Origin of the sequence: Pseudidiomarina tainanensis (genome assembly GCF_900115255.1) — a bacterium.
Taxonomy (GTDB): Bacteria; Pseudomonadota; Gammaproteobacteria; order Enterobacterales; family Alteromonadaceae; genus Pseudidiomarina; species Pseudidiomarina tainanensis.
This window is the reverse complement of record NZ_FOYU01000001.1, coordinates 909,118-932,172: the sequence shown is the minus strand read 5'-3', so window position 1 is coordinate 932,172 and position 23,055 is coordinate 909,118. Positions and strand designations below refer to the sequence as shown.

Genomic DNA, 23,055 nt, shown 5'->3' with positions numbered 1-23,055 from the left:
CAAAAGCGATATTGGCTATTAGATATTGGATATTAGAACAAAAGTTTGAAACTCTTGCTAGTATCCAATATCTAATAGCTAATATCGCAGTTGAATTTAGGAGGGGATATGGGTCATTGGATGAAAGTTGCTGGTGCCGCGCTATTGAGCGTGTCGCTACTAAGCGCATGTACTGAATCGCCAACTGGGCGTAGTCAGCTGATGCTATTCTCCAGTGGTCAATTAGCCTCCTTAGGTGATGATAGTTACGCCAAACTTAAAGCCCAAGAAAAGGTGAGTACCGATGCGCGCACTAATGCCTATGTGCGTTGTATTACCGATGATTTGATTGCCGTTCTGCCGAGCCCTTGGCGTGACAAGGAGTGGGAAGTTACGGTATTTGATAGCGAACAGGTGAATGCTTTTGCCTTACCTGGCGAAAATATCGGTGTCTACACTGGGCTGTTAAAAGTTGCCGAAAATCGCGATCAACTGGCGGCTGTTATTGGTCATGAGATTGGTCATGTGATTGCCGACCACGGTAACGAACGCATGTCTAACCAGTTTGCTGTTGGCTTAGGCTTGCAACTGGGGTCAGTATTGGTTGCTGAAAACCTCGATAGTGAAACGGCTGCGCTAGCAATGGCGGCACTGGGTATTGGTGCGCAAGTGGGCGTATTACTCCCATACTCTCGTGTGCATGAGAGTGAATCCGATCAACTCGGTCTCGATTACATGGCTGCAGCTGGCTATAACCCTCTGGAAGCAGCCGATTTATGGCGCAACATGGCCAAAGCTGGTGGTGGCGGTACTCCAGAATTTTTGTCGACTCACCCCTCGCCACAATCACGGATTCAAGCGATAGAGGCGTATGCGCCGAAGGTGCAACAGCTTTATCAGCAAGCTTCATCGCAACGCCGCAAACCGCTCTGCACCCTTTAACGGCAACGACGATATTAGCTGTTGAATATTAGATATTAGCAACAGCTACTATCGTCGTTTGAAAGCTAGCTGGCGAGTTTCATTAGAATTAAGCCTGATATAATTAGTGTGGCAGCTAACAATCTCAGGGGCGTGACTGGTTCGCCAAGAAACCAAATACCTACTGCAAAAGCACCTATCGCCCCAATTCCTGTCCAAATAGTGTAGGCCGTTCCTAATGGAATAGTTCGCATAGCTACAGCAAGTAACCAAAAGCTAATCAGCATTGTAACGAGTGTAATAGTGGATGCGAGAGGGCGGGTGAAGCCGAGTGATTGCTTCATTGAAAACGCCCAAATAATTTCAAAAACACCGGCAATAAATAGATAGAGCCAAGCCATACGGCGCTCCTTTTTTAGCGCCAGGTCGTCCTGGTCAGTTATCCCTTAAATATATCGAGTGGGCCCAGATTGGGAGAGGTCGTCCTCTGTCGGGAATTTTATCACTTGGTTATATGTCAGTCCAAAATGAACTAAAGCCCGTCCACCACCGTTAGTACAATACCCAAAATCGTTCTTCGTACGTTTCACTATTCGTACGCTGCGCTGTTCGTGCGCTTCGCTTTTCGAACAGTGCGAAGCACGGACGAACAGTGAGCAGCGCGAACGCACGAGTAACGAAAAACGTTTTGATGAGGTGTTATGTTTAAGGCTTGGTTTGCAATTCCATTTTGGCAGCGTGTACTCGGTGCGTTTGCACTGGGGGTACTAATTGGTGTTGTGCACCCTGATGTGGCGCAAGCATTGCGTCCGCTGGGGACACTATTTATTAATGCATTGAAAATGCTCGTTGCACCGCTGATATTCTTTGCAATTGTCAGTGCAATTTTACAACTCGGTAGCGGCGAGAAAGCGGGCAAGATTGGTGCACAAACCATCGGACTGTTTTTGTTAACTGCCGTCATTGCCAGTTTAATTGGATTGTCGGTAGCGCAGTTACTGGATGTTACACCGTCGCCCGATCTTGTTGCTGATACAAACTATCAACCCAAGGATGTTCCTGGACCGATTGAGGTTTTTCTAAACTTTATACCGACCAATCCAATTGCGGCGTTGGCGGAAGGTAACGTGATTCAAATCGTGGTATTCGCAGCTCTGGTTGGTGTCGCGATCAATCAGTTGGGTGAAGTGGCTAAACCGTTTGGCGATGTCATGAAAGCTGGCGCACAGGTGATGTATCGTATTACCAAAATGGTTCTCGAATTAACGCCGTTCGGGGTGTTGGGTTTGATGGCATGGGTTGTGGGCCATTATGGTTTATCCAGCTTAACCCCATTGGCGGCGTTTATTGGTGCGATTTATTTGGCGTGCATACTGCACATTGTGTTCGTGTACGGCACGATGGTGCGTTTAGCCGGCATGTCGCCTTGGTTCTTTTTTAAGTCGGTGTTCTCGGCGCAATTGGTCGCATTTACCACGTGTAGCAGTTTTGGCACGATTCCAGCTGCGCACCAGGCGATTACCGAAAAGCTGGGCGTCAAAAAAGAGTACGCGAGCTTCGTTTTGCCACTCGGCGCTACAATTAACATGGACGGTTGCGGCGGCATTTATCCAGCTATTGCGTCTATCTTTATTGCACAAATTTACGGTATCCCGCTAGACTGGGCGGATTATATGTTGATTACGTTAACGGCAACGTTAGCGTCAGTGGGTACGGCAGGCGTCCCTGGAACAGCAATGGTGATGTTGACTGTTACCTTAAACGCGATTGGTCTGCCGCTCGAAGGTATCGCGTTCATTGCGGCCATTGACCGAATTATTGATATGGCCCGAACTGCCACTAACGTGACCGGTGATATGGCTGTGTCAGTGGTGCTCGGGCGTCAACAACAGAAAACTTAAACTGCTTTATTCCCTCGGTGTACCAGTCTGTACAAGGCTGGTAATACCAATAAGGTTAATAACGTCGACGAAATTATGCCGCCTATTACGACGGTGGCGAGTGGTCGTTGCACTTCAGCTCCGGTACCAACGTTGAAGGCCATTGGTACGAAACCTAAACTCGCAACTAGCGCCGTCATTAAAACCGGCCGTAAACGTGTGCGAGCACCTTCAAAAATAGCCTCGCGAAGTTGCATACCTTGTAATCGCAGTTGCTCAATAAATGATAGCATGACGACGCCATTTAAAACCGCAACTCCGGATAGAGCGATAAAGCCTACCGCAGCCGATATCGACAGCGGCATGTCGCGTAAAGTAAGCGCAATCACGCCGCCCGTTAGTGCTAATGGTACGCCGGTGAATATAATCAATGAATTGCGTAACGAACTAAACGCACTGTAGAGAAGGCCCAAAATTAACAACAGAGTTAAAGGCACAACGATACTAAGCCGTTTTGAGGCGGATTCAAGTTGCTCAAATGTTCCCCCAAACTCGACCCAGTAACCAGCTGGCATTTGTAAATCTTCACGCAACACTTCACGCGCTTCGTTTACGAACGAGCCAAGATCGCGATCAGTGACGTTGCTACTTACCACCATATTACGTTTACCAGACTCTCGATTGATTTGATTTGGCCCCAATTCAAGTTCGAGATGCGCAACCTCACCAAGAGGAACATACTGAAGCTCCGAGTTCTTTGCTTGTGGTATTGGAACAGGTAACTGGCGTAATGACTCAATGTGTTCACGCCAATTGTTATCTAGACGTACAATCAACGGAAAGCGTTTATCACCTTCATAAATGATGCCCGCTTGAATACCGCCAACGGCTGTTTGAAGTGCCCGCTGAACATCGTTAACGGATAAGCCGAGTAAGGCGAGATGATCACGTTGTGGAACAACAGATAAGGTTGGTAAACCGGTCATTTGTTCTGCGCGAACGTCACTTGCGCCGTCAATTTGTTGTAACAACCCGACGGCTTGATCACCAAGTTCTTTCAGCGTATCGAGATTATCGCCATAAATACGCACGGCGACATCGGCGCGAACCCCGGCAATCAGTTCATTAAAACGCATTTCAATCGGTTGCGTGAACTCGTACTTATTACCTGGTTGTTGTGTTACGACGTCTCTCAACTCTTCAATAAATTGCTCTTTTGATTTGGTTGGATCTGGCCACTGTGAGCGCGGGTTAAGCAAAATAAACGTATCTGCAACGCTCGGAGGCATCGGATCGGTGGCAACATCCGGAGTGCCGATTTTAGAGTAGACCCTTTTCACTTCAGGCAACTCGCGAATCACGGCTTCTAGATTTTCTTGCATCTCGATTGATTGTTTCAAGCCGGTTCCCGGAATCCGTAGCGCATGCATCGCAATATCTCCCTCATCGAGTTGAGGAATAAATTCACTTCCCATGCGCGAGGCCTGAAAGAGCGTTGCGGCAAACAGCATGACGGCAAACAAAATAACCAAGACAGGTTGCTTTAGTGCAAAGCGTAAACCCGGTTCATAGAGTTTTCGCGCACCGCGCATAATCCGATTATCTTCGTGTTTAACTTTCCCACGAACAAATATTGCAATTGCTGCTGGGATAAAGGTCATGGCAAATAGCAATGCACCGAGTAGGGCAAAAATAACGGTGAATGCCATGGGATGAAACATTTTCCCCTCTACTCCGGTAAGTGCAAATATCGGTAAGTAAACCAACATGATGATTAGCACACCAAAGGTTGCAGGATTAAAGACTTCACGCGCGCCCTGATAGACCTCCTCAAAGCGTTCTTTAGCGGTGAGTAATCGCCCCGCTCGTTGTTGTGCTAGACCTAAACGACGCAGGGCATTTTCGACCACAATAACAGCGCCGTCGACAATGATCCCGAAATCGATTGCCCCTAAACTCATCAAATTGCCTGATACGCGATTCGTCGCCATTCCTGAAATGGCAAACAGCATACTAAGCGGAATGACCATTGCCGTAATCAACGCTGCTCGAATATTACCAAGTAAGAGAAATAGGATAACGATGACCAACACGGCGCCTTCGAATAGATTTTTTTCAATGGTCGCAATGGTTTTATCGACTAAAATGGTGCGATCATAGAGTGCCTCTACAATGACACCTTCAGGTAGGCTTTGTTGCACAACTTTTAAGCGTTCGGCAACAGCTTTCGCAACCAATCGACTATTTTCGCCGATGAGCATCATGGCGGTGCCAAGTACCACTTCTTCACCGTTTGAGGTGGCCGCGCCGGTTCGTAGTTCTTCACCCCAGCGCACCTCGGCAACATCGCGAATTCGTACGGGTGCATCATCACGCTTGGTCACGACGATGTTACCAATTTCAGCAAGACTATTAACTTGTCCCGGCGAGCGTACCAACCATTGTTCGCCGTTGTGCTCAATATATCCGGCTCCGGCGTTATTGTTGTTCATCTCGAGGGCACTAAAAATATCATCAATGGTTACTTTAAATGCCAGCATTTTTCCGGGATTTGGCGCAACCTGATATTCTCTCTCGAAACCACCAACTGTATTTATTTCGGTGACGCCAGGTACCTTCACCAGTTGTGGTCGAATAACCCAGTCTTGGATCGTTCGTAAGCTTTCAGCTGTGTAAGGATTACCGCTGGCGTCGCGCGCGTTTGGTTCGGCACGAACAATGTAAGTAAATACCTCTCCCAAGCCACTTGCGATAGGTCCAAGTGCGGGCTCTATTTCATCCGGAAGACTGGAGCGTACCGACTGTAAGCGTTCACTAATTTGTTGTCTTGCCCAATAAATATCAGTGCCTTCATCAAAGACAACAGTCACCTGAGAAAGAGCGTAACGCGAAATCGAGCGTGTGTAATCGAGCTTTGGTATGCCAGCCATGGCCGTCTCGATGGCATAAGTAATTCGCTGTTCAACTTCCAATGGCGAATAGCCAGGTGCTTCAGTGTTAATTTGTACCTGAACGTTGGTGATATCTGGCACGGCGTCAATGGGGAGTTTCATCGCGTTGTATACACCATAACCTGCTAGCAACAGTGTAAACGCGATAACCAACCAGCGCCGTTGGATGGCAAATCGAATCAGATGGTCAATCATGATTTACCTCCTAATGATCATGCGCTGCGCCGTCTTTTAAGACGTCAGCTTTGAGTAAATAGCTATTATCAACCACGTAGCTTGCGCCAGGTTCAATACCATCAAGAACTTCAACAAACTCGCCATCGTCGCGACCTAGCTCAAGCATTCTGACCTCAAAGGTATTGCCTACGCGCACAAAGACTACAGGGCGCTCGCGAAACGTTTGCAACGCTCGCTTGGCAACCGCTTGTGCTGCTTTTATCTGATGAGTTGTCACGTCAGCTTTCACGTGCATGCCAGGACGCCAATGACCTTCACTATTATCAATCACTGTGCGTGCACGAGCGATATGACCGCCGGTCATCTTTGGCGCAATATAGGTGATTTCGCTGGTCGCCTGTAAGTGCTGATGTAAGTCGTAAACGTTAACTGATTGCCCAACGGATAATTGCTTGATAGTTTCTGGAAAGGCGGATAATTCAATCCATACCGTGGATAAATTCGTAATTTCAAACAACTGTTGTGAATTGGCGACTTCGCCGATATTTGCGTTGCGCTCGGTCACTTCGCCAGAAATAGGGCTAAATAAAGTATAAATCGAACCACTTGCTGCGTTACGAATCCGCGCAAGAGGTTGGTCATGCTCGACGGCATCACCAATATCAACAAGCACTTCGGTAATTACTCCCGGATATTGCGCGCTGACACCGCGTTGTAATGAATTGACTGGTGCGACAATGCCAAACATTGTTTCTTTAAAAACCAAGTTTTTCGGTTCAACTTCTGCGGTTGTTATGCCTGCGGCTTCGATAACGCGATTAGAGAGCTCTGTGCGACCTTCAAAATTCTCGTATCGCCATTGCACTTGGTTATTTTGGTAACTTGCACTGACATTAACTGTGTATGAGTGAGGTTCGTAGATCTCCTGTTCACTGACGAAATAATCGTTTTCTGGAACAAAAGTTAAGTTGTCAGTGACTTCACCGAGTCGCTCCAATGAAACAGTGAGTTGGAAATCCGTAGGCATGATTGCTTGGCCGTCGCTGTATGCATAAACTCGCATCTCCGGTGGTATACCTGTCTCATAAATAGTGATTTCAATGTCAAAGTTATCACTGGTAAGTAATTTACCGCCATGTGGACCTTCAACCTCGTTCGTTTCCGAGAGAGCTGTTGTACTTGCAGTAGCAATGTTAGTCGTGACGCCTAACATCAACATGAGTGAGAATAAATGGATCATGAACTTCATAGGGTTGCTTCCATAAATGATTGGCCAGTCATACGCTCAAGTTGTAGAAGGTCTTGATAAGTCGCGTATTGGCGTTGAATTTGTTGTTTTTCGAGTTCAGCAAGCTGTTCTTGCGCATCTAAGATTTGCAGTACACTGTAGATACCGTCGCTGTAACCATTACGAATCGTTTCAACGAGTGTTTTTGCTCGCGGCACGAGTTGCTCAGTTAAATCGGTCAGCATTTGTGTTTGCACCTGCACATTGGCAAGGAGTGCATTCGCTCTGCTCTTTAGCTGCTCACGGAGCATTTTTTGCTGGGCTAGCACAAGATTTTGTTCAGCGCGGTTTTGCGCAATATTGCCGCGTTGCGGATTACTAAGCTGAAATGGAATAGATGCGTTTAAAACGAAACCAAAATCATCGTTAGCGGCGTTATGACGAACACCAGCGCCGATCCGAACATCAGCAACTGCTGCCGCTTTCAGTGCTTCAAGCTTGGCAGTGAGTAATCGTTCAGAGTCAAAGAGCTTGAGTAGTTCTGGTGCGCGCATTACCGCGCTTTCGAGTTTCGCTCGAGTCGGGATTGCAATATCACTAGCAAAGTTACCGAGCACTCGATTAAATTCGGGTGATTCAGCCCACATCGAGGTTAATTCATAGCGCGCTTGAACCAGCTGATTACCAAGCTCTTCGAGCTTTGCTTGGTTGGTTGCAATCGCCAGTTCAACACGCATCGATTCGCCTCGCGGAGCGCCACCAAGATTGAAGCGTTGCTGCGCAAGCTGATAGGTATCTTGTAATCGAGATAGATAGATCTGCTGGTGTTTCTCTAGCTCTTGCAACAGAAGTAAACGATAAAATCTGGTTGTAGTCTCAGCAAGAATCTCAATTTTGGCATAGTTAAACTCCGCTTCAATCAGTTCTCGTTCTGCGTCGGCAACTGCGATTCGTGAATCGAGTTTGCCGCCAAGTTCGATAACCTGACTAAATGCCAACGTCGTTTCGAGATGGCTTAAACCCTCTTGTGAACCACTACCAAGTAAATTCTCGAATTCAATATCGAGCGAGGGGTTAGGGCGCAATGCGGCTTGCATTCGGGTCGCCTCAGCCACCCTTAATTGGTAAGGGAACTGCAGTAATGTTGGGTTTTGATTGAGCGTTTGCGTTAATGCTTCACGCAAACTTAAATTCTTAGCCAGCGCAGGTGTATTGATCAAAGTAATCAATAGCAAGGCGAGGCCAAAGCGAAATATCGCCATGGAAATTCTCCATTCGTTTTGTTAATCAATGAAAATCGGACTTGATCCGAGTTGACGTTTAAACGGCCGAAGAATTAGGCGGCGGAACCGGCGGTTGCGGGTTCGCAATAGTGATGAACAATTTGGGAGTTTTAATGCGCTCAACCAATTTGCTGGTTGGCAATGCAAATGCAGCATAAGCAGTCAAGCAACTTACGTGAGCATGGAATTGATGCTCGCTGTCATGCTCATCGGTTGCTTGTTGATGTTTGTCACTTTGGTGATGTTGTTGGTGGTCGGAATGTTGTTGGTAAAAAATATCAATACTATGTTCGCTGTCGCTGATATGACCAGCTGCCACGGAACATGTAAATAGTCCATGAAACAACATAATCGAAATGAGGAGCAAGACAGTTTTATTCACGTGACGAATAATTTCTTCAAGTGCAAAGGAAAAATTGATGATAACAAGACGCGGTGGTTAAAACAATGATGGCAACATGGATGACTTTTACGCTAAGCTTTGAGCCATAAATAATGACCACGAGTATGACTCATGAAACTTGGAATTCTCGGTGCCTCTGGCCGTATGGGGCAGGCGGTGATGGCGCTGGCCCGACAATCAGATATTGCAGTAACAGCTGCAATCGTTAGTCAGCAATCGAATCGATATGGTGAGTTGGTGCGCGCCAACGATGCTGGGGCGGGTTTACAATATCAGCATGCTAGCGACCTAAAGTCGAATCAAGTCGAAATACTCATCGATTTTTCTCTGCCGCAGGCGTTGCCAGACAATTTAGCCTTAGCGAAAAAATTGAGTGTGCCCATTGTGGTGTGCACTACTGGACTCAGTCAGCAACATCATCACGAACTAAACCACGCTGCGCAAAGCATTCCCGTGTTATATGCCGCGAATACGAGTGTCGGTATTACGTTATTGCGACAACTGGTGGAATTGACTGCGGCGGCTCTTCCGGATACCGATATAGAAATCTTTGAAGCGCATCATAACAAAAAACGTGATGCGCCCTCAGGTACTGCGGTGGTGTTAGGAGAAAGTGCGGCCCGAGGGCGGGGACAAACGTTAAAGGATGTTTCGGCTGGTGTGCGTGGCGATGGTGTGCGTAAATCAGGAACCATCGGATTTTCGGTGATGCGAGCTGCTGATATCATTGGCGAACATACGGTGTTATTTGCACATGAAGGCGAGCGACTTGAGTTGACTCATCGCGTCAGTAACCGACAAATATTTGCCCGCGGCGCTATTCAAGCTGCGCAATGGCTTAAAGAACAGCCGTCGGGATATTATGAGATGGCGGATGTCTTAGCATTGAATACACTTTTAAAACAATTCATCTAGGCTGGCGCGGTTGAGTTAATTCGTATGCTTGACTGCTAATTTTCAGTTTACGAAACGGCTAAATTTCTGTAGAATACGGTCAATTTGCCAGTAACATTTCGGGCAAGCTGAAACGCGCACTCCACTGGTATTCAGAGGTGTAAATTCAGAGCGAGCTAAATAGCTTTGGATGCATTCTGAAAAGCCGACGCTGGTGCAAGGTAATCAACGGGGAAGTCATTTTTTTGATTCACCCGTTTTTTTATGTACGGAGGTTAACCTTGAGTATTCTAGCGAGCCACTCAGCAAGTAAAGCCATTTTGGTACTTGCCGATGGGACTGTTTTTCACGGCACGGCCATTGGCGCCGGCGGTACCGCAGTTGGTGAAGTTGTTTTTAACACCGCCATGACCGGTTACCAAGAAATTCTCACCGACCCCTCCTACGCAGAACAGATCGTTACCCTTACTTATCCCCACATTGGCAATTACGGCACAAACCACGAAGATGAAGAATCGAATCGCGTCTGGGCGAAAGGTTTGATCATTCGTGATATGTCGCTCAAAGCGAGTAACTTTCGCCGTGAACAGTCGTTGGGTGATTATCTTCGTCAACGCAATGTTGTGGGTATAGCCGACATTGATACGCGCAAGTTGACCCGTATTTTGCGGGAGAAAGGTGCGCAAAATGGCTGCATCATGGCTGGCGATATTGATGTGGATAAAGCACTTGAATTAGCGCAACGTTTCCCAGGCTTGAAAGGTTTAGACCTAGCGAAAGAAGTGACCATCCGCACGCCAGTAGAGTGGACGAGTAAAAGTTGGAAATTGGGCCAAGGCTTTAGCGAACTAACCGAGCCGAAGTTCCATGTTGTTGCATACGATTATGGTTGTAAACGCAATATTTTACGTTTGTTGGCGGACCGGGGCTGTAAAGTCACGATGGTACCGGCGCAAACCCCAGCAAAAGATGTCTTAGCGATGAATCCAGACGGGGTATTCCTGTCGAATGGTCCAGGTGACCCGGAACCATGTGATTACGCCATTCAGGCGATTAAAGACATTATAGCTGCAGAAGTACCTATCTTTGGTATTTGCTTAGGTCACCAATTGCTAGCTTTAGCAAGTGGTGCACGAACCGTGAAAATGAAGCTCGGTCACCATGGCGCCAACCATCCAGTACAGGATTTAGCAACAAGCCGTGTGATGATTACCAGTCAAAACCATGGTTTTGCGGTTGATGAAGCGACCTTGCCAGAAAATCTCAAGGCAACACACAAATCACTCTTCGACGGTACTCTACAGGGTATTGAGCGCACGGATGTTAAAGCGTTTAGCTTTCAAGGACACCCTGAAGCAAGCCCTGGCCCGAATGATGCGGCCCCGTTATTTGACCACTTTATTGAATTGATGAGCCAGTAACTATGCCAAAACGTACCGACATTAAAAGCATTCTAATTCTTGGTGCTGGTCCGATTGTTATCGGCCAGGCCTGCGAGTTCGACTACTCTGGTGCGCAAGCATGTAAAGCGCTGCGTGAGGAAGGTTACCGAGTTATTTTGGTGAACTCGAACCCGGCAACTATCATGACCGATCCAGAAATGGCCGATGTCACCTACATTGAGCCCATTCATTGGGAAGTGGTTGCGAAAATTATTGAAGTTGAACGTCCTGATGCCGTATTGCCAACCATGGGCGGTCAAACTGCACTAAACTGTGCGTTAGAGCTAGATAAACACGGCGTACTGGATAAGTACAATGTTGAAATGATTGGCGCGAATGCGGATGCGATTGATAAAGCAGAAGATCGTGATCGCTTTGATAAAGCCATGAAAGCAATTGGCCTTGAAACGCCAAATGCAAAGATTGCCCATAACCTGCAAGAAGCATTCGAGATTCAAGAAGAATTCGGCTTTCCGTTAATTATTCGTCCAAGCTTCACCATGGGCGGTAGCGGCGGTGGTATCGCCTACAACCGCGAAGAGTTTGAAGAAATATGCCGCCGTGGTTTAGATTTATCGCCGACCAAAGAGTTGCTGATTGACCAATCATTGATTGGTTGGAAAGAGTACGAAATGGAAGTGGTGCGTGACCGTGCTGATAACTGCATTATTGTCTGTGCCATTGAAAACTTTGATGCCATGGGTATTCATACCGGTGACTCAATCACTGTTGCTCCGGCGCAAACATTAACCGATAAAGAATATCAGTTGATGCGTGACGCTGCGATGGCAGTATTACGTGAAATCGGCGTTGAAACCGGTGGCTCAAACGTTCAGTTTGGCGTATGTCCAGATACTGGGCGCATGGTTATCATTGAGATGAACCCGCGCGTGTCGCGTTCATCAGCACTCGCCTCGAAAGCGACTGGTTTCCCAATTGCGAAAGTTGCAGCGAAATTAGCGGTTGGCTATACCCTTGATGAGCTAGAGAATGAAATTACAGGTGGCGTCACGCCAGCGTCGTTTGAGCCTGCGCTTGACTACGTTGTGACGAAGATCCCACGGTTTAACTTTGAAAAGTTTGCTGGCTGTAATGACCGCTTAACCACCCAGATGAAATCAGTGGGTGAGGTGATGGCGATTGGTCGTAACCAGCAGGAGTCGCTGCAAAAAGCATTACGCGGCTTGGAAATTGGCGTATCTGGCTTCGACCCAATGGTTGATGTGAATGACCCAGAAGCACGCGGTAAAGTGATTCGCGAATTAAAAGAGCCAGGTGCAGAACGTATTTTCTACATTGCTGATGCCTTCCGATTAGGTATGACCGTGCATGAAGTGTTTGAACTGACCCGTATCGATGAGTGGTACTTGATTCAAATTGAAGAAATTGTGCTACTTGAAGAAGAAGTTCAAAAGCTTGGCATGGCAGGTTTGGATGAACACGCACTGCGTTTGTTGAAGCGTAAGGGCTTTGCCGATAAGCGTATTGCTGACTTACTTGACGTTGCTGAAACTGAAGTGCGTCGCCGCCGAAATGAATTAGCGATTCATCCAGTTTATAAGCGCGTTGATACCTGTGCAGCTGAATTCCGTTCAGACACCGCTTACATGTATTCGACTTATGATGAAGAGTGCGAAGCGGCACCAACCGATAAAGATAAGATCATGGTTATCGGTGGCGGCCCGAACCGCATTGGTCAAGGTATTGAATTTGACTACTGCTGTGTTCATGCGGCGTTGGCATTGCGTGAAGATGGTTACGAGACCATCATGGTGAACTGTAACCCTGAGACGGTTTCAACCGATTACGATACCTCTGATCGCCTCTACTTTGAGCCGATTACATTAGAAGACGTGCTGGAAATTGTTCGTGTTGAAAAACCGAAAGGTGTGATTGTTCAATACGGCGGCCAGACGCCACTGAAATTAGCGCGCGAACTTGAAGCGAATGGGGTACCGGTGATTGGTACCTCCCCAGATGCCATTGACCGTGCCGAAGACCGCGAGCGTTTCCAAGGTGCCGTACGCCGTTTAGGCTTGAAGCAGCCGGAAAACGCAACGGTGACGAAAGTTGACGAAGCATTACGTGAAGCGGAGCGTATTGGTTATCCATTGGTTGTGCGTCCATCTTATGTACTGGGCGGACGCGCAATGGAAATCGTTTATGATGAGAGCGACTTGTTGCGTTACTTAACGGATGCCGTAAAAGTTTCAAACTCAGCACCAGTATTACTTGATCGCTTCCTAGACAATGCAATTGAAGTTGATGTCGATGCGATTTGTGACGGCAAAGATGTATTGATTGGCGGCATTATGCAACACATTGAACAAGCGGGTGTTCACTCCGGTGATTCAGCCTGTTCATTACCGCCATACTCGTTAAGTGATAAAATCCAAGACGAACTGCGCGATCAAATGAGCAAGTTAGCCTTTGAACTCGGCGTGAATGGACTAATGAACGCACAGTTTGCGATTAAAGACGACGAGATTTATCTCATCGAAGTTAATCCACGTGCTGCCCGTACGGTACCGTTTGTGTCGAAAGCAACTGGCTTACCGCTTGCCAAAATCGCGGCTCGCGTCATGGTTGGTCAGTCACTTGCTGAGCAAGGCTATACGGAAGAAGTGATTCCTCCTTACTACTCGGTAAAAGAGGTTGTGATTCCTTTTGCTAAGTTCCAAGGCGTTGACCCGATTCGTGGTCCAGAAATGCGTTCAACTGGTGAAGTCATGGGCGTTGGCGAAAGCTTTGAAGAGGCCTATGCCAAGGCTAACTTAGGTGCTGGTGAAGCTCTAGCGAAAGCTGGTAAAGCGTTACTGTCAGTGCGTGATGGCGATAAATCGCGTCTGTTCGATTTGGCTCGCGGCTTGATCGGCTTAGGCTTTAGCCTTGAAGCGACTCGTGGCACAGCAAAACTACTCAATGACGAGGGTATTGCTTGCTCGGTGGTTAACAAGCTACAAGAAGGTCGTCCGAATATTGTTGATGCAATTAAGAACGGCGAGTACAGTTACATTATTAATACTGTTGAAGGGCGCCAAGCTATTGAAGACTCGGTTTATATTCGCCGAGAAGCGCTCTTGAATAAAGTAACTTATACCACAACATTAAATGCAGCATTTGCTACAGTGAAAGCGAACACGGCGGATGACCGTGCTCGTGTTAACTCATTGCAATCGTTGCACAAAAGGGTTTTAGAACGATGAATCAGATTCCAATGACCACCCGCGGCGCTGAGATGCTGCGGGAGGAATTGAAACGCTTAAAAACGGAAGATCGGCCGCGTATTATTCAGGCGATCGCCGATGCTCGTGAGCACGGTGATTTGAAAGAAAACGCCGAGTATCATGCCGCGCGTGAGCAGCAGGGGTTTTGTGAAGGCCGTATTCAAGAAATTGAAGCGAAGCTATCTAATGCGCAAATCATTGATGTCACCAAGGTGCCCAACCAAGGTAAAGTCATCTTCGGCGCAACGGTAACGGTTTATAATACGGTTACCGACAAAGAAATGACCTATCGGATTGTCGGTGATGATGAAGCCGACATTAAGCAGAACCTGATTTCGATTAATTCGCCAATTGCACGTGCATTGATTGGTAAAGAGATTGATGATGCTGCTCGAGTGAATACCCCGAACGGCGAAGTTGAATATGAGGTTGTTAAGGTCGAATATCTTTAACCGATCACATCATCATTAAGCTTTTTAGCTTCTTAACAGCGCGACCAGTTCGCGCTGTTTTTGTTTGCGCTGCTCCGGTGTCATAGGTACTTGATGATACGCATCGACATCCGGAAACACCTCATCAATCTCCATCCCCAGTGCTTTGGCAATCGCCAAGGCAACCGGCTGTGATCGCGCTTTGCGCGACGCCACTTTGGAAATCAAAGATGGACTTTTACCTAAAGCCTCCGCGATCATTGAAAAATCATAACCCCGTCGCATTAATTCCTTTTTGATTTGTTTGCTATCCATCAGGTATAGTGCTTCTTTGTTCAAGTGAAGTGAAAATGAAGCTCACAACGAACTCCAAAAATAACTCATAAATAATAAAAACATGTCATTTGATGCATAAATCGACAAAGAAGTGTCAAATGACAGGTTAGGCAAAATAGACCACAGACTATGGCTAAAAGCAACATGGAATTGCCGGATCTTGATACCTGTATGGAACGCTTGAAATTAGTTTCGAAACAGACTACGGCGAGCGCTGTAATGCGCTGGCTGGGGCTTCCAGCGAGTACGTATAGTAATTGGAAGCGACGTAAGTCATTGAATTATGATCGCGTGATTGAAGGAATGCTACGACAGGGGGTGTCGTTGGATTGGCTGTTTGCGCCAAATGTGGATCTGTTTTACCCGAATGTGAGCTTGGTTGTCACTGAGCAAGACGAGGTTCAGTATTCCGCTCCGTCGGTTGCCGATACCATGAAGGCTTTGCAGTATGTAGAGCCTATTATGAAAAAGCATAACGTGCCGATGACCGAAGCCAATCATCAATTTATGACAGAGGCTTATTTTAAACGTCGAGGTGACGCAATGTTACTCGATACTGCGCTGCAACAAGTTGCATTAGCTCTCGCCACAGCGCAAAAGGCCACCGACAATAAATAGTTAAGCTCGTGGCAGTTGGATCTTCGCTGCTGCGCTTGGTTTATACATTGTCAGAATCTTACCGACTACCTGAACTTTCGTTGCACCGGTGTGTGCAATGATTGTCGCGTAAATTTGCTCGCGCATTTCGCGATCTTCGTCAGGTACTTTCACTTTGATTAATTCGTGGTGATCAAGCGCCAATTCAATCTCCGCCATCACACCTTCAGTGAGGCCATTAGCGCCCAACAGCACCACTGGTTTAAGTGAATGCGCCAATGATTTTAAGTGTTGTTTTTGTTTATTGCTTAAGGTTACGGCCGTTGCCATGTAATATATCCCATCGAATGACTTGAATTTCCGCTATTCTACCGCCATCTGGGTAGAAGAAGCCAGTTTGGTAAGAGAAACATGACGAAAAAACGCTCCGCCAGCAGCAAGCGCTGGTTACAAGAACATTTTAGCGACCACTATGTGCAAAAGGCACAGAAAAAGGGGTATCGCTCGCGTGCCGTATTTAAAATAGAAGAGATACAGCAGAAAGATCGGATTTTAAAACAAGGCCAGACCGTGGTCGACCTCGGAGCTGCACCCGGTGGTTGGTCGCAATTTGTGGTGGATTCGTTGCATGGCAACTGCGAAGTCATCGCTTGCGATATTTTGCCGATGGACCCAATCGCTGGGGTCGATTTCCTCGAAGGCGATTTCCGCGATGAGGAAGTTTTGGGTGCGCTATTGAGCCGAATTGGTGGCAAAAACGTAGATGTAGTGTTGTCCGATATGGCACCGAATATGAGTGGGAATGACAATGTGGATCAACCGCGCTCTATGTATCTCGTTGAATTAGCGTTAGATATGTGTCACCAAGTATTGAAACCAAACGGTAGTTTCGTCGTCAAAGTATTCCAAGGCGAAGGCTTTGAAGAATTTTTGAAAAATGTCCGCGCTGCTTTTAAAACAGTGAAGACACGTAAGCCAGACTCATCACGAGCCCGTTCGCGGGAAGTGTATCTGGTAGCGACCGGTTACAAACTGTAGTACCCTGTAGGGCGTGCTACAAATGCAAACAAGAGGTAGTCAGCTTTGAGCGATATGGCAAAAAATCTCATTTTATGGCTGGTCATAGCCGTTGTTCTAATGACTGTATTTAACAACTTCAGTCAAAGCGGCGCTAATGGTCAACAAGTGGCTTACAGCCAATTTATCAATCAAGTCCACAACGGTGGTGTGCGTTCGGTTGATATCGATGGTCGCATGATTACCGCGCAGTCGCGCAGTGGTGAGCAGTTTACTACGGTGGTGCCAACTCAGTACGATCCGAAGCTGTTGGATGACTTGTTGGAGAACAACGTAGAAGTAAACGGTAAGTTGCCAGAAGAACCGAGTATTTTGGCGCAAATCTTTATTTCTTGGTTCCCAATGTTGTTGTTGATTGGCGTGTGGATATTCTTTATGCGCCAAATGCAAGGCGGTGGTGGCCGTGGTGCTATGTCGTTTGGTAAAAGTAAAGCGCGCTTGATGAGCGAAGACCAAATTAAAACCACGTTTGCTGATGTCGCCGGCTGTGACGAAGCGAAAGAAGAAGTCACCGAACTGGTTGATTATTTAAAAGACCCAACCAAATTCCAGCACCTTGGCGGAAAGATTCCAAAGGGTGTGTTGATGGTTGGCCCTCCAGGTACTGGTAAAACCTTGCTTGCGAAAGCGATTGCCGGTGAAGCGCGCGTACCATTCTTTTCGATTTCTGGTTCAGACTTTGTCGAAATGTTCGTCGGTGTCGGTGCTTCGCGGGTTCGTGACATGTTCGAGCAAGCGAAAAAAGCTGCACCATGTATTATTTTTATCGATGAAATTGATGCGGTAGGCCGTCAACGTGGTGCAGGTTTAGGCGGTGGTCACGATGAACGTGAGCAAACCTTGAACCAAATGCTTGTGGAAATGGATGGTTTTGAAGGCAACGAAGGTATTATCGTGATTGCTGCAACCAACCGTCCAGATGTTCTTGACCCTGCGTTATTGCGTCCAGGTCGTTTCGACCGCCAGGTTGTGGTTGGCTTGCCAGACGTTCGTGGTCGTGAACAGATTTTGAAAGTTCATATGCGTAAGGTTCCTTTAGGCAAAGATGTTGATGCATCATTAATTGCGCGTGGTACGCCAGGCTTCTCAGGTGCTGATTTAGCGAACTTGGTAAACGAAGCTGCGTTATTCGCGGCCCGAGGCAACAAAAAAGTTGTCGCGATGGAAGAGTTTGAAAAAGCTAAAGACAAGATCATGATGGGCGCAGAACGTCGCTCGATGGTGATGACCGAAGATGAGAAGGCAATGACTGCTTATCATGAAGCGGGACACGCGATTGTTGGGCGTTTAGTGCCTGAGCATGATCCAGTTTATAAAGTGTCGATTATTCCACGTGGTCGAGCACTCGGCGTGACCATGTACTTGCCGGAGCAAGATCGTGTGAGTCACTCAAAGCAGCACTTGGAGAGTATGATCTCAAGTTTGTTTGGTGGTCGAATTGCCGAGGCGTTGATTTATGGTGACGATAAAGTTACCACCGGCGCCTCCAATGATATTGAACGTGCAACGCAAATCGCGCGTAAAATGGTGACCCAGTGGGGTCTATCTGAAAAGATGGGACCGTTGTTATACGCTGACGACGAAAATGAAGTGTTTTTAGGTCGCTCAGTAACTCAACATAAACATATGTCTGATGAAACCGCGCGAGCAATTGATCAAGAGGTTAAATTGTTCATCGACCGTAACTATGATCGGGCAAAGCGGATATTGGAAGAAAACGTCGACATCTTGCACACCATGAAAGATGCATTAATGAAGTACGAAACAATTGATGCAGATCAGATTGATGACTTGATGAACCGTCGTGATGTGCGTGAGCCACGTGATTGGCAGCAACGCGACAACAACAAGTCTGGTGGCGATGACGGGAAGGCGGAAGGTAGCCAACCGGTATCGACGAGTAAACCAGCTGGTGACACACCAGCGAGTTAATCAGTGTCGAAAAGCCCCGTAAAGCGGGGCTTTTTTTTGAATGATGGTGGACAAACTGATGGCTGATACACGCGCAAACATTGAAGTGATGGGCATTTTAAATGCGACACCGGATTCTTTTTCTGACGGTGGTAAATTTAATCGAGTGGATAACGCATTACGTCAAGCTGAGCAGATGATCGCTGATGGCGCCGCATGGTTAGATGTGGGGGGTGAATCAACCCGCCCTGGTAGCACCGGTGTTAGCGTTGCCGAAGAGCTTGACCGAGTTGTGCCGATTGTTGAGAAATTAAAAGCGAATTTCGCTGTTCCTATTTCAGTTGATACCTGCAAAACCGCCGTTATGGCTGAAGTTTTGAAGCTGAATGTAGCCATGATTAACGATATCAATGCGCTTCGCGATGAGGGGGCGGAGCAGTTACTAGCAGCGGCCCCCGAAGTTAAAGTTTGCCTGATGCATATGCAAGGTGAGCCGCGCACGATGCAACATGAGCCGCGTTATGATGACGTAGTTAATGACGTAAGACAGTTTCTTGATGAGCGTGTACGTGCTTGCATGAATACCGGAATACAAAAAAACAACATTTATCTCGATCCAGGCTTTGGCTTTGGTAAATCAGTCAGGCATAATTACCAGCTACTACAGCGATTGCAGGCGTTTCATGACATGCAGTTACCACTATTGGTTGGCATGTCCCGAAAGTCGATGCTCGGCCAAGTGACTGGGCGTGAAGTTAATGAACGTTTAGCGGGTAGCATAGCGGCGGCAACGATTGCTGCAATGAAAGGGGCACAGATTATTCGTGTGCATGATGTCAAGGAAACGGTTGATGCAATGAAAGTTGTTGCAGCAACCTTGGCTGGAGAATTCGCTTGAGTCAGCGTAAGTATTTTGGAACCGATGGGGTGCGTGGTCGCGTTGGTGATTTTCCGATAACCCCAGATTTCGCGGTAAAACTTGGATGGGCTGCCGGAACAGTCTTGTCGGCAAGTGGTAATCAGCGTGTATTGGTAGGGAAAGACACCCGCTTATCAGGCTATATGTTAGAGTCCGCGTTAGAAGCTGGCTTGCTTTCTGCCGGTGTCAGTGTTGAGTTTTTAGGACCTATGCCGACGCCTGCGGTAGCATACCTGACGCGGAACTTCCGTGCTGCTGCCGGTATTGTGATCAGTGCTTCACACAACCCATATTATGATAACGGTATTAAATTTTTCTCTGATTCAGGGAGTAAGTTACCGGATAGTGTTGAGGCGGAAATCGAGCGGTTATTAGACGAGCCGATTCGTTGTGTGCCGTCTGAAAACATGGGCCGCGCAAGTCGTATTGATGATGCGCCTGGGCGTTACATTGAGTTTTGTAAGAGTGTATTCCCATCGGACTTATCCTTAAAAGGGTTAAAGATTGTGGTCGATTGTGCGCATGGTGCGACCTATCACATCGCGCCAGATGTGTTGACTGAGCTGGGTGCCGATATTTGGGAAATTGGCACTGAACCAAATGGTGTGAACATCAACGAAAAATGCGGTGCAACGCATCTTGATGGGCTACGTGAGCAAGTATTAGCGCACAAAGCTGATTTGGGTTTCGCGCTGGATGGCGACGGTGACCGCATTATGATGGTCACCTCAAGTGGTCGTATTGTTGATGGCGATGACATCATCTACATCCTTGCGCGTGCAGCGCAGCAAGATGGCCTGCTACAAGGTGGTATTGTCGGCACATTGATGAGCAACTTTGCGCTTGAGAAGTTCTTTACTGATAGGCGTATTCCGTTTGTTCGAGCCAAAGTCGGTGACCGCTATGTGATGGAGGAGTTGGTCAAGCGTGATTGGCGCATTGGCGGTGAAAATTCCGGCCATATTATTAATCGCCAATTCCATAGCACCGGTGATGGTATCATTGCCGGTTTGCAAGTACTTACCGCAATGCAGCGCGAAGGTCGCTCGCTCGATGAGCTACTGGAAAACTTTGTGAAGTTTCCACAGGCATTAGTTAACGTGCGATTCAATGCCAGCTCAGATCCGCTTGCAGCGGAGAATGTGCGGGCGGTCGTGCAAGAAGTCGAACGTGCGTTAGGCAACAATGGACGAGTACTTTTACGCAAGTCAGGCACAGAGCCATTGATTCGTGTCATGGTGGAAGGAAAAGACGCCAAAACTGTTCGTAAATTCGCCGAAGAAATAGCGAGCGAAGTCGAAGCGGCTAGTAATTAACCAGTGATGCATTATTTCCGCATTCACTGCTTGTAAGTTGCGGCGAGGTTATGTAATATCTCGCCGCTCTCAACGAAGTCAGAGGTTTAGATGCAACGCCAACCGTTAGTTATAGCTAACTGGAAAATGAACGGTGACCGGCAATTGGTCACGGCCATGGCTGAAGCACTTCGCGAAAGTGCAGCGCAGCATGCTGACGTGAGTGTGGTGGTATGCCCACCAGCCGTATTACTCCCAGCTTGGCAACAAGCAGCGTTTTACGACAACATTCAACTTGGCGCACAAGATGCCAATGAACACGTAAGTGGTGCGCACACCGGTGAACATAGCTTAGCGTTGTTGGTAGAGTCTGGTGCCAGTATGGTACTCGTTGGTCACTCTGAGCGTCGTCAGTTTTATGGCGATAATGCAAAGCGCATTGCAGCGAAAGTAAACCACACCCTTAACGAGTCAAATTTGACCGTTGTGCTGTGTGTCGGTGAGAGTGCTGAAGAACGTGAACAACAGCAAACATTTGATGTTGTTGCGGCACAGTTACAAGAAGCTCTAGCAGATTGTAATAACTGTGAACGTATAGTGGTTGCTTATGAACCAGTTTGGGCGATTGGTACCGGTTTAACGGCCAGCCCAGAGCAAGCGCAAGAAGTTCATGCGTTTATTCGTAACTGGTTGCAAGAAAAATTCGGGCCTTCAGGCGCTAACGTGCAAGTACTGTACGGTGGAAGCGTGAAGGCTGACAATGCCGAGCAACTGTTTGCTCAGGCGGATATAGATGGTGGTTTGATAGGCGGCGCAAGCTTAATCGAAGAACAATTCGTCGCGATTTGTAACGCTGCACAAACCCGGAGTAAATAAGTTATGTACGAAACTTTATTGATTGCATACTTAATTGTTGCCTTGATCCTGATTGGTTTCATTATGATCCAGCAGGGTAAAGGAGCTGATATGGGCGCGTCATTTGGTGCAGGTGCATCAAATACCGTTTTCGGCTCAAGCGGTTCAGGTAACTTTTTAACGCGGACAACGGCAATTTTGGCTGTCGTATTTTTCGTCTTGAGTTTGGTGCTTGGTAACTTGTCTTCTGGCAATGGCGACACCAAAGGTAAGTTTGACGAAATCGAAGTGCCAGTTGAAGAAGTGCCAGCTGTTCCAGCGAACGACAGCGACGTTCCTGGCGGCAATTAATTAAACGCTTGATAAGCGTCAAAGTTTTGCGGATGTGGTGGAATTGGTAGACACGCTATCTTGAGGGGGTAGTGCTTTCGGGCGTGCGGGTTCAAGTCCCGCCATCCGCACCAAATTAGCAACCGGCCACGGTTGCGGTTTCAAGTCGAAACCCGTATAATATGGACACGTTTTCGGACGCGGGGTGGAGCAGTCTGGTAGCTCGTCGGGCTCATAACCCGAAGGTCGTAGGTTCAAATCCTGCCCCCGCAACCAATTACAAAAGGGTCCAGTGTTTTAAAAGCCCCGCAGCAGTTCGGGGCTTTTTACTATGTGACCTTTGCTGCGGCAAACTAATTCTGAAATATTAGTTTGAGTGGGCAGTCAACAACACTGGGCGTTTACGCCCTTTTTTTGTTTTTAGGAGTTAGCAAACTTGGCTCGAATGGAAGACCGTTTATTTGACATGTTAGAACCGGCAGTTGCCGCCTTAGACTTCACCTTATGGGGTGTCGAGTTTGTGCGCGCCGGAAAACACTCAACGTTGCGTGTATACATTGATTCCGAAAATGGAATTAGTGTTGATGACTGTGCTGATGTAAGTCATCAAGTGAGCGCAATTTTGGACGTTGAAGACCCGATCAACAGTGAGTACTTCCTTGAAGTATCGTCGCCAGGAATGGAACGTCCGTTTTTTAAAGCTAGCCAGTACGCTGATTATATCGGTGAAAGGGCTGCGGTTGAGCTAACCATGGCGCAACAAGGTAAACGTAAGTTTAAAGGCGTGATTGCCGCTGTCGATGGCGATCACATTGAATTTAGTATTGATGGCGAGCAGTTCAAAGTAGCTCAGTCATCAATTAAGAAAGCTCATTTAGTTCCTCAGTTCAACTAAGGATTGCGTAGGCGAGGCAAAACA

General features: G+C 47.3%; 21 protein-coding genes and 2 tRNA genes. 16 read left to right on the top strand and 7 right to left on the bottom strand.

The genetic code is table 11. The annotated features are described in order from the left end of the window. The first annotated feature begins 108 nt into the window (after window positions 1-108). Window positions 109-921, top strand: a complete 813-nt coding sequence (locus BM292_RS04640) for a M48 family metallopeptidase (protein WP_092855761.1) — start codon at window positions 109-111, stop codon at window positions 919-921. 65 nt (window positions 922-986) lie between these two features. Here the strand turns inward: BM292_RS04640 and BM292_RS04635 are convergent, their stop codons facing one another. Beyond that, window positions 987-1,301 (bottom strand): DMT family transporter, encoded by a 315-nt coding sequence (locus tag BM292_RS04635; protein ID WP_092855759.1) that lies wholly within the window; start codon window positions 1,299-1,301, stop codon window positions 987-989. A gap of 300 nt (window positions 1,302-1,601) precedes the next feature. On the opposite strand from BM292_RS04635, the gene BM292_RS04630 reads away from it, so the two are divergent. Continuing rightward, on the top strand, window positions 1,602-2,801 hold the full coding sequence (locus tag BM292_RS04630) for a dicarboxylate/amino acid:cation symporter (RefSeq protein WP_092855758.1): 1,200 nt from the start codon (window positions 1,602-1,604) through the stop codon (window positions 2,799-2,801). Here the strand turns inward: BM292_RS04630 and BM292_RS04625 are convergent. The 4 genes from BM292_RS04625 to BM292_RS04610 are packed head-to-tail and all read right to left on the bottom strand — an operon-like array spanning window position 2,798 to window position 8,801. Continuing rightward, the gene (locus tag BM292_RS04625) at window positions 2,798-5,926 is read right to left on the bottom strand and encodes an efflux RND transporter permease subunit (protein ID WP_092855757.1); all 3,129 of its coding nucleotides are present in this window, start codon (window positions 5,924-5,926) and stop codon (window positions 2,798-2,800) included. The two genes, BM292_RS04630 and BM292_RS04625, sit on opposite strands and share 4 nt — an antisense overlap. A gap of 10 nt (window positions 5,927-5,936) precedes the next feature. Then, window positions 5,937-7,157 (bottom strand): efflux RND transporter periplasmic adaptor subunit, encoded by a 1,221-nt coding sequence (locus BM292_RS04620; protein WP_092855755.1) that lies wholly within the window; start codon window positions 7,155-7,157, stop codon window positions 5,937-5,939. Next, window positions 7,154-8,398 carry a TolC family protein gene (locus tag BM292_RS04615; RefSeq protein ID WP_092855753.1) on the bottom strand — a complete coding sequence of 415 codons (1,245 nt, stop codon included), beginning with the start codon at window positions 8,396-8,398 and terminating at the stop codon, window positions 7,154-7,156. The genes BM292_RS04620 and BM292_RS04615 overlap by 4 nt, the downstream gene beginning before the upstream one ends. Before the next feature lie 58 nt (window positions 8,399-8,456). After that, window positions 8,457-8,801: a hypothetical protein gene (locus tag BM292_RS04610; protein WP_143434066.1), complete on the bottom strand. Its 345-nt coding sequence runs from the start codon at window positions 8,799-8,801 to the stop codon at window positions 8,457-8,459. 132 nt (window positions 8,802-8,933) lie between these two features. On the opposite strand from BM292_RS04610, the gene dapB reads away from it, so the two are divergent. From dapB to greA, 4 genes are all read left to right on the top strand, one after another. After that, window positions 8,934-9,737 (top strand): 4-hydroxy-tetrahydrodipicolinate reductase, encoded by an 804-nt coding sequence (gene dapB / locus BM292_RS04605; RefSeq protein WP_092855744.1) that lies wholly within the window; start codon window positions 8,934-8,936, stop codon window positions 9,735-9,737. A 260-nt stretch (window positions 9,738-9,997) separates the two neighbouring features. After that, window positions 9,998-11,137 carry a glutamine-hydrolyzing carbamoyl-phosphate synthase small subunit gene (gene carA, locus BM292_RS04600; RefSeq protein WP_092855740.1) on the top strand — a complete coding sequence of 380 codons (1,140 nt, stop codon included), beginning with the start codon at window positions 9,998-10,000 and terminating at the stop codon, window positions 11,135-11,137. 2 nt (window positions 11,138-11,139) lie between these two features. After that, window positions 11,140-14,364 carry a carbamoyl-phosphate synthase large subunit gene (gene carB / locus BM292_RS04595; RefSeq protein WP_092855729.1) on the top strand — a complete coding sequence of 1,075 codons (3,225 nt, stop codon included), beginning with the start codon at window positions 11,140-11,142 and terminating at the stop codon, window positions 14,362-14,364. After that, complete coding sequence (greA, locus tag BM292_RS04590) at window positions 14,361-14,837, top strand: transcription elongation factor GreA (RefSeq protein ID WP_092855726.1); 477 nt, start codon at window positions 14,361-14,363, stop codon at window positions 14,835-14,837. The genes carB and greA overlap by 4 nt, the downstream gene beginning before the upstream one ends. Window positions 14,838-14,861: 24 nt before the next feature. Here the strand turns inward: greA and BM292_RS04585 are convergent, their stop codons facing one another. Further along, on the bottom strand, window positions 14,862-15,131 hold the full coding sequence (locus BM292_RS04585; RefSeq protein ID WP_092855725.1) for a helix-turn-helix domain-containing protein: 270 nt from the start codon (window positions 15,129-15,131) through the stop codon (window positions 14,862-14,864). Between the two features lie 150 nt (window positions 15,132-15,281). Here BM292_RS04585 and BM292_RS04580 point away from each other — a divergent pair, with 150 nt between their 5' ends. Continuing rightward, window positions 15,282-15,770 (top strand): helix-turn-helix domain-containing protein, encoded by a 489-nt coding sequence (locus BM292_RS04580; protein WP_143434065.1) that lies wholly within the window; start codon window positions 15,282-15,284, stop codon window positions 15,768-15,770. On the opposite strand, the gene yhbY is transcribed toward BM292_RS04580, so the two are convergent. Beyond that, window positions 15,771-16,079, bottom strand: coding sequence for a ribosome assembly RNA-binding protein YhbY (gene yhbY / locus BM292_RS04575; RefSeq protein WP_092855721.1), 309 nt, complete (start codon window positions 16,077-16,079; stop codon window positions 15,771-15,773). It abuts the gene before it with no gap. Between the two features lie 81 nt (window positions 16,080-16,160). On the opposite strand from yhbY, the gene rlmE reads away from it, so the two are divergent. The 9 genes from rlmE to rimP all read left to right on the top strand — a co-directional run bounded on the left by rlmE (window position 16,161) and on the right by rimP (window position 23,031). Continuing rightward, a complete protein-coding gene (rlmE, locus tag BM292_RS04570) occupies window positions 16,161-16,787 on the top strand; it encodes a 23S rRNA (uridine(2552)-2'-O)-methyltransferase RlmE (RefSeq protein WP_092855719.1) in 627 nt (208 codons plus the stop codon). A 45-nt stretch (window positions 16,788-16,832) separates the two neighbouring features. Continuing rightward, window positions 16,833-18,758: an ATP-dependent zinc metalloprotease FtsH gene (gene ftsH, locus BM292_RS04565; RefSeq protein WP_092855717.1), complete on the top strand. Its 1,926-nt coding sequence runs from the start codon at window positions 16,833-16,835 to the stop codon at window positions 18,756-18,758. Between the two features lie 58 nt (window positions 18,759-18,816). After that, complete coding sequence (gene folP, locus BM292_RS04560; protein WP_092855715.1) at window positions 18,817-19,635, top strand: dihydropteroate synthase; 819 nt, start codon at window positions 18,817-18,819, stop codon at window positions 19,633-19,635. Then, window positions 19,632-20,972, top strand: a complete 1,341-nt coding sequence (gene glmM, locus BM292_RS04555; RefSeq protein WP_092855713.1) for a phosphoglucosamine mutase — start codon at window positions 19,632-19,634, stop codon at window positions 20,970-20,972. The genes folP and glmM overlap by 4 nt, the downstream gene beginning before the upstream one ends. Before the next feature lie 90 nt (window positions 20,973-21,062). Further along, window positions 21,063-21,827: a triose-phosphate isomerase gene (tpiA, locus tag BM292_RS04550; RefSeq protein WP_092855702.1), complete on the top strand. Its 765-nt coding sequence runs from the start codon at window positions 21,063-21,065 to the stop codon at window positions 21,825-21,827. 3 nt (window positions 21,828-21,830) lie between these two features. Further along, window positions 21,831-22,157 carry a preprotein translocase subunit SecG gene (gene secG, locus BM292_RS04545; protein WP_092855695.1) on the top strand — a complete coding sequence of 109 codons (327 nt, stop codon included), beginning with the start codon at window positions 21,831-21,833 and terminating at the stop codon, window positions 22,155-22,157. A gap of 28 nt (window positions 22,158-22,185) precedes the next feature. Further along, window positions 22,186-22,270, top strand: a tRNA-Leu gene (locus BM292_RS04540). Window positions 22,271-22,335: 65 nt separating this feature from the next. Then, a tRNA-Met gene (locus tag BM292_RS04535) sits at window positions 22,336-22,412 on the top strand. 169 nt (window positions 22,413-22,581) lie between these two features. Then, window positions 22,582-23,031, top strand: a complete 450-nt coding sequence (gene rimP, locus BM292_RS04530) for a ribosome maturation factor RimP (protein ID WP_407681422.1) — start codon at window positions 22,582-22,584, stop codon at window positions 23,029-23,031. Window positions 23,032-23,055 lie beyond the last annotated feature (24 nt).

Coding starts and splice junctions, on each gene's coding strand:
- BM292_RS04615 (WP_092855753.1), bottom strand. CDS start 8,398: ATGGCGATATTTCGCTTTGGCCTCGCCTTGCTATTGATTACTTTGATC.
- folP (WP_092855715.1), top strand. CDS start 18,817: ATGGCTGATACACGCGCAAACATTGAAGTGATGGGCATTTTAAATGCG.
- BM292_RS04625 (WP_092855757.1), bottom strand. CDS start 5,926: ATGATTGACCATCTGATTCGATTTGCCATCCAACGGCGCTGGTTGGTT.
- BM292_RS04630 (WP_092855758.1), top strand. CDS start 1,602: ATGTTTAAGGCTTGGTTTGCAATTCCATTTTGGCAGCGTGTACTCGGT.
- secG (WP_092855695.1), top strand. CDS start 21,831: ATGTACGAAACTTTATTGATTGCATACTTAATTGTTGCCTTGATCCTG.
- dapB (WP_092855744.1), top strand. CDS start 8,934: ATGAAACTTGGAATTCTCGGTGCCTCTGGCCGTATGGGGCAGGCGGTG.
- rimP (WP_407681422.1), top strand. CDS start 22,582: ATGGAAGACCGTTTATTTGACATGTTAGAACCGGCAGTTGCCGCCTTA.
- carB (WP_092855729.1), top strand. CDS start 11,140: ATGCCAAAACGTACCGACATTAAAAGCATTCTAATTCTTGGTGCTGGT.
- BM292_RS04585 (WP_092855725.1), bottom strand. CDS start 15,131: ATGGATAGCAAACAAATCAAAAAGGAATTAATGCGACGGGGTTATGAT.
- BM292_RS04635 (WP_092855759.1), bottom strand. CDS start 1,301: ATGGCTTGGCTCTATCTATTTATTGCCGGTGTTTTTGAAATTATTTGG.
- BM292_RS04620 (WP_092855755.1), bottom strand. CDS start 7,157: ATGAAGTTCATGATCCATTTATTCTCACTCATGTTGATGTTAGGCGTC.
- BM292_RS04640 (WP_092855761.1), top strand. CDS start 109: ATGGGTCATTGGATGAAAGTTGCTGGTGCCGCGCTATTGAGCGTGTCG.
- yhbY (WP_092855721.1), bottom strand. CDS start 16,079: ATGGCAACGGCCGTAACCTTAAGCAATAAACAAAAACAACACTTAAAA.
- BM292_RS04580 (WP_143434065.1), top strand. CDS start 15,282: ATGGCTAAAAGCAACATGGAATTGCCGGATCTTGATACCTGTATGGAA.
- tpiA (WP_092855702.1), top strand. CDS start 21,063: ATGCAACGCCAACCGTTAGTTATAGCTAACTGGAAAATGAACGGTGAC.
- greA (WP_092855726.1), top strand. CDS start 14,361: ATGAATCAGATTCCAATGACCACCCGCGGCGCTGAGATGCTGCGGGAG.
- rlmE (WP_092855719.1), top strand. CDS start 16,161: ATGACGAAAAAACGCTCCGCCAGCAGCAAGCGCTGGTTACAAGAACAT.